5 protein-coding genes are annotated in these 6,054 nt (G+C 35.2%); 3 read left to right on the top strand and 2 right to left on the bottom strand.

From position 1 onward, the window contains the following. Nucleotides 1-39: 39 nt before the first annotated feature. Together B4113_RS19215 and B4113_RS19210 are read right to left on the bottom strand one after the other, a co-directional pair. Nucleotides 40-243, bottom strand: coding sequence for a hypothetical protein (locus B4113_RS19215; protein ID WP_081897232.1), 204 nt, complete (start codon nucleotides 241-243; stop codon nucleotides 40-42). 497 nt (nucleotides 244-740) lie between these two features. Further along, nucleotides 741-1,783 (bottom strand): IS630 family transposase gene (locus B4113_RS19210; RefSeq protein WP_255358741.1). Its coding sequence is split into 2 segments (ribosomal slippage): nucleotides 741-1,280 and nucleotides 1,283-1,783, totalling 1,041 coding nucleotides; the frame shifts between segments, so codons are not numbered across the junction. 472 nt (nucleotides 1,784-2,255) lie between these two features. Here B4113_RS19210 and B4113_RS16165 point away from each other — a divergent pair. Genes B4113_RS16165 through B4113_RS16155 form a run of 3 tightly spaced genes read left to right on the top strand, consistent with a single transcriptional unit; the run spans nucleotide 2,256 to nucleotide 5,936 of the window. Beyond that, nucleotides 2,256-3,617: a radical SAM/SPASM domain-containing protein gene (locus B4113_RS16165; RefSeq protein ID WP_033844145.1), complete on the top strand. Its 1,362-nt coding sequence runs from the start codon at nucleotides 2,256-2,258 to the stop codon at nucleotides 3,615-3,617. Between the two features lie 22 nt (nucleotides 3,618-3,639). Further along, nucleotides 3,640-4,701, top strand: coding sequence for a hypothetical protein (locus B4113_RS16160; protein ID WP_033844146.1), 1,062 nt, complete (start codon nucleotides 3,640-3,642; stop codon nucleotides 4,699-4,701). Nucleotides 4,702-4,715: 14 nt separating this feature from the next. After that, complete coding sequence (locus B4113_RS16155; protein ID WP_033844147.1) at nucleotides 4,716-5,936, top strand: MFS transporter; 1,221 nt, start codon at nucleotides 4,716-4,718, stop codon at nucleotides 5,934-5,936. The last annotated feature ends 118 nt before the right edge of the window (nucleotides 5,937-6,054 follow it).

The raw sequence follows: 6,054 nt of genomic DNA, 5'->3' as shown, positions 1-6,054 counted from the left end.
CGGTCACAGCCTCCAAAGATATAGAGTGAAGCCTTGGAGCTACTCGCTCCAAGGCTTCACTTGATGGCTATGGAGGTGCCCCCTTCCTTTGTAGTAAGGAAGAAACGTCTCCATCGGGATGCGTTCAACCATCTCATGAACCACGTGGGCCATGTTATCCCGCGGAATGAGATCGGCGATGTTGCTTGGCAAAGAGAGGCTGTCCATGGTATACTCTTTAAAGGAAACATGATCATGTTTCATAAAAGAATCGCCCTTCTTTCGGTGGTAGTGGTTTTGGTGACTCTATTCTACCAGAAAAAAGGGCGATTCTTCTATATTTGAGGCAAAAAAGTGGGGGCTGATCCCAAAACGCATTCCCGTTTTGGGTCAGCCCCAAAAACCGCTGGCACACACCAATCAGCGGCATGTTCATTCAGAAAAGAAAGCTGATTCTGCAAAGTTTCTCTACTTGAGAAATGTGTGGAACTCAGCGGTATTTTGCACTAAATCACCGGTCTCCTAGAAGGCTGGTGAAAAACGGCTGAGTCCCTTCATCAATGGGAGAACATGTGAAAAGCAGAGTCGATACACCAAGGTTTTTCTAGTTGAGAAGTGACATTGCAAAGCCGTATCTAGGATTAAATCACCAGTCTTCTAGAAGTCCGGTGAAAAACCGCTAATTCCCTTCATCGATGGGGGAGCGCGTGAAAAGCAGGACCAATGCAACAAGGTTTTTCTATATAAGTTGAATTAAAGATTTACAACTGAACACACAAACGATCGACCGTTTGTTCTGGTTTCTGGTTGATTCTCTGAATAAAGGCTTGGACATTCTTTCTAGTTTCTTGCACAGTCGAATAGAACACGTTGTAAATCACGTCTGATTTCAGCCATTTCCATAACCCTTCAATCAAATTCAATTGCGGACTGTATGGTGGCAAAAAGACGAGCTCTAACCGATCTTCGTGTTCTTTTAAAAAAGGCTGAATGAGTTTGGCATGGTGAATTCGAGCGTGATCTAAAATCATTACCATTTTGCCTGTCGGATAGCGTTCTAACACAAGTTGAAGAAACCGAAGAAATGTTTCTGCGTCATAGCGTTCTTCTTCGATGCAAAATACATCCCCTGTTTCGTAGTTCAACGTGCCAATCAGCTTCAGCCCTTGATGTTTTCCAAACGTCGGAATGATTCGTTGTTTTCCTTTGACAAACCATGTTTTTTGAATCGCTTGGTCATCACGAATCATCGATTCATCTTGAAAGAGGACATGGGCGATGTTCCCATCTAACAGTTTTTTTTTACTTCAGGGAAGGTGATTTCGACGAATTCTTTTTGTTTCTCTTCATCGGCATTGGCTAGTGTATAGGTGGGTTTCGTATAGCTTAGCCCTAACCGATGCAGAATGTTGCTTGTTCCACGAGGCGTGTATGCTGGTCCCCACTTTTGTTGAATGAGTTCAGCGATGATCGCAAGCGTCCAGTTATATTTTGCTTCGAATCCCACATCTACGGGGAGCTGATGTTCAATAATCCAAGCCAGCTCTTTTTCCTCATCAGGACTCAATCGACGTGGGGAGCCAGGTGAGTATTTCATCTCCAAGCCATCAAGACCGCGCTGGGCGTAGGCATGGATATAGTTATAAATCGTTTTCTTGGATCGACCAATAATCGTTGCGATTTCTCCTTTTTTGTATCCCTGCAAATGAAGATAAATGGCTTGGTAGCGTTCATATGCTCGTTTACTTTTCGCTTCTTTCATGGCAGTGGACAACTTTTCGATCTCGTCTTTGTGATTGGGCATCGTATTTTCTCTCCGTTCTCCTATTTTCTCTTTTATTTTATTCGCTGTGGAACGGGAGAAAACCTTTATTTCAATTTATATAGTTAAGAAATGAGATGGCAAAGCCGTATCCACGAATAAATCACCGGACTCCTAGAAACGGGGAGGGAAATTTGTCACTCCCGACTTTTGATAATGAACCAAAAATATACTTGAATTAAATAAATTTATATATTATAATCTAATCAAAATATTATAACTTTTTTAAATACACAAAAACTCAAGGGGTAAAGAAGGATATAAATAAGCGCTAAGCGCTTATTTATATACATACAATCTAAAGGAGGGGAGAATAATGGCAAAAGCAAAAAAAGAATACAAACGTCCAACTGTTAAATCAGCAAAAGGACCATCTTTACAGTGCAACTAATTTAATAGGGGGAGGTCAACTTAGTTGTCCTCCCCTTAATTTGCAATAGTAAAGGAGGATATTATGAGCCAAAACTTAGAAAGTTTAATACCATATATAGAAAAGATAAAAAAAATGAAGTTTAGGGAAGATCTAGGACTGTTGTTTGAAAGTAATACTGGTATCATTCACAGAGTAGATAGAGACATAGGTGTGTTAATATTATCCTTAATTAGTCAAAATCATGATATTAACTATATCAAAAATTACATTTTACAAGAGTATGATGTTCAAGAAGAGGAGTTAATAGAGGATATATTTGTATTTATATCAAATATTGGTGAATATAAAGAAAAAGTATGGGAATGGGACATTGAAAAAAAACATAATAAATTACTAGAATTCCCTCTTCGTATTGAAATTGAGGTAACTTCGTTATGCAATTGGAATTGCGGATTCTGCTACAATGTATGGAAAATTGATCCTGATCTTAGTGATGAGGATATTCAAAAGAAAATAAAAATGTTACCACAAAAGCATCTTCCAAAAGAAACAGTCTTTAAGATTCTAGATGAATGTAATGAAAACGGTTGTTTCATAGTGCGATATAGTGGAGGAGAAACTTTATTGCATCCTGATATAGAGGAAATTCTTGAATATGGGGGGAGTTTAGGGCTTTATCAAGTAGTGTTTACAAATGGCCATTTTATAACACCTGAACGTGCAGAACGTTTTAAAAAATACAATGTGGGCACTGTTTTAATTTCTTTACATGGCGATAAGATATTACATAATTTGTTGACTGGACATAAGATGGCTTATCAGAAAGCAGTCAGTGCGATTGAAACTCTTGTAAAGACAGGAATTGAAGTTGTTGTAGAGCTGACTTTAGTAAAAGAGAATTTTAACAGTGCAATTGATGTAATGAAAGATGCGTATGATAGAGGAGCTAGGTATTTTAGTGTTATGAGGTATGTACCAACCGGGAAAAATGATGATAAATATGGCGTGCCCATTGAAAATATGCTACCACTAATGAAACAGATTGATGAATTACAAAAACAATATGATGATTTAGTAGTTGCTTGGCCATGTGGTCAAAAAATGTGCACTTCAATAGAGGATTCTCCTCTAAGTGCTGATGATCCGACCTTACCTTTAAGAAAACGACAATTATCAGGGCACTGTGAAGCTGGTTTGGTTTGGGGAAGTATATCTTTTAATGGTAAGTTAAGGCATTGTCCTCATAGCAATGTATATTTTGGTGATGTAACGACAGACGGAATAAAAAACATATGGAATAAAATGACAAATAAAGTTTCCGAGGTACTTACACCGCGTAATACATGTATGGGGTGTAGTGAGTTATATAGTTGTAGAGGTGGATGTCATTTACCTTACTTTTTTGAACCTTCTTCACCTGCAAAGCAGCAATGTTCAGTTTAATGATTTAGGGAGGTTGAATTTTATGTTGACGTTAATTATAGGGGATAAACAATTTTCCTCTTGGTCTATGAGAGCATCTATTATTCTAAGAGAGAGAAAAATACCTTATAGGGAAGTTATTGCTGAACTCGATTGGCCTATTAAATTTACTGAAAATGGAATAATTCCAATCAAAGATAAGGACCATTATGACTTGCCTAAAGAACCTGCATCTGGTTGTGGATGTCAAATAACTCAACTATTGCACATTGATGATACACAGTTAATAAAGAATAGTATTGTAGAGCATTTACCAAGAGTACCTATTTTGATAGATTCCGAAACAGGTGCTGTAATTTGTGATGTTTTAGCTATATCTGAGTATTTGGAAGAAAATTTCAAAGATTATCCTAGCCTTTTGAGTGATGATATCGTAAAGAGAAGTGATATTCGAGTTTTTAGTAGCCATATTCATGCTGATTTATTACCATTAATGAGTGGAATGTCTTATGCTAACTCATTTAGAAAAAATAATCAAAAAGAAATACCTAATGACGCTTTAGAACAGTTAAAAGAGACTTTAAAATTATTAGAAAATACTTTATTCCGAAAAAAAGCAAAAGGTTGGACAGGGGAATTTTTATTTGGAGACTTCTCTTTAGCTGATGCAATGTTTGCGCCAATTGCTCAACAAATTCGAGGATGGAATATAAAGGTTACAAGTAACGAAGTCAACAACTATTTAGATTCATTGCTTAATAGGGAATCTATAAAATTATATTTAGAAGAAGCGAAACAACCATATAAAATACTGGAAGAGGCAAAAGAAAATTCTCCTACTTGGATCGCAAGACACTATAGAATTTGGGAAGAAATAAGAATGATCCATAATTGTGAAAACGATGTATATCATATTTTAGAAGATGATGTGGGGCTATTATTCTTTAATTTAGCATTTAAAGGATATTCTAAAGAAGAGATAGCAAAAACTGTTTTAAATGAGTATGATGTGGATGAAAAAATGATATTGAAAGATATAGAAGATTTCTTCAATAAGATACATCCGGACAGAGTTGTAGAAAATAGCTTAATTGATGTTTTTTAACGAGGTTTTTAACAATGAAAAATTTATCAAAAAATTTTCAAATAGGAATCGCAGAAATATTAAGACTTCTATCTACAGAAATATTAATGATTTTAATCCCTATTTTAGGTATCAATATATTAAATTTAAATAACTCATCTATTGGTTTTGCTATTTCTTTATCATCAATTGGATTTTTGATATTTGGTTATATAGCAGGTTTAATAGCCGATTCGTGGAATAGAAAATATATGATGGTAACTTTTCTATTTATTAAATCTCTTCTATTTGGTATGTTTGCATATTTAGCATTATCTTCAAATTTAACTGAGTTAAATTATTTTTTAATAATTTTTTTAGTAGGGTTAGTCATAGTAATTATAGAAACTACTTTAACAGCATGGATTCCCGATATTTATAGTAAGGAGGAATTGGCAGGAATTAACAGCTTACTCCAATTTTCTAGATCGAGTGCGAATTTATTAGGTCCAGCATTAGGTGGAGTAATTATAGGGATTTTTGGAGAAGAGTTGACAATGTTATTTATTTCATGCGCATTATTAATAAGCTCGATTCTAATGTTAGGTATTAAAAATCCAAATAAGGTAACAATAGAACGCACAAGAAAATTAAACATAATAAAGAATATAAAATATATCTTAAAAAACAATATCTTAAAGACCATAGTTCTTACTACCAGTACTATTAATTTTTCAATGTCAATGTCCGGAGCAATTGCTATCATTTTTTTAATTAAGGATTTGAAGCTTAGTGAATCTTTAACTGGTATAATTTTGTCCTTAGGAGGAATCGGAGCGTTATTAGGGTCTTTTATTACCCCAAGATTGATAAAAAAATTTGATGTGCTGTCAGTTATGATTTTTGGTCCTATCATACCGAGTTTTGGTCTGCTTTTTATGGGATTTTCTTATGGAAAAGCAGGAATATTTGTTTTTATAACAGGTATAATTTTCTGTTATGCTGCGAGGAGTATAGGTAGTATTGCGAGAATGACAGTTCAACAAATTATACTCCCTTCTCATATAAGGGGAGAAATAAGTGGTGCAATGATGATGATAACATGGGGAATGATACCCCTTGGTTCAATGGTTGGAGGCTTAGTGAGTGATATATTAGGGTTGAGAGCTGTCTTGATTTTAGCAGGGATACTCTTAATATTTTCAAATTTTTGGATGATAAATTCCGATATAAGAAAGTACAGAAACAAATTATCGGATGAACAAGTAGTTTTGTAAAAGACTGTAGATGAGCAAATTCGCTAACATAAATTGACAACTAAACAAAAAAGGAGACATGAACCCAACTCCTTGAGTAAAATAGATGTGCTCAAACCCATTCACACAAGGAGGTTCA

Origin of the sequence: Geobacillus sp. B4113_201601 (genome assembly GCF_001587475.1) — a bacterium.
Taxonomy (GTDB): domain Bacteria; phylum Bacillota; class Bacilli; order Bacillales; family Anoxybacillaceae; genus Geobacillus; species Geobacillus icigianus.
The sequence above is the reverse complement of the archived record's forward strand: the minus strand, read 5'-3'. Positions and strand labels throughout refer to the sequence as shown.

Excerpts from the sequence above, each read along its gene's own strand:
- B4113_RS16155 (WP_033844147.1), top strand. The coding sequence starts at position 4,716 with ATGAAAAATTTATCAAAAAATTTTCAAATAGGAATCGCAGAAATATTA.
- B4113_RS16165 (WP_033844145.1), top strand. The coding sequence starts at position 2,256 with ATGAGCCAAAACTTAGAAAGTTTAATACCATATATAGAAAAGATAAAA.
- B4113_RS19215 (WP_081897232.1), bottom strand. The coding sequence starts at position 243 with ATGAAACATGATCATGTTTCCTTTAAAGAGTATACCATGGACAGCCTC.
- B4113_RS16160 (WP_033844146.1), top strand. The coding sequence starts at position 3,640 with ATGTTGACGTTAATTATAGGGGATAAACAATTTTCCTCTTGGTCTATG.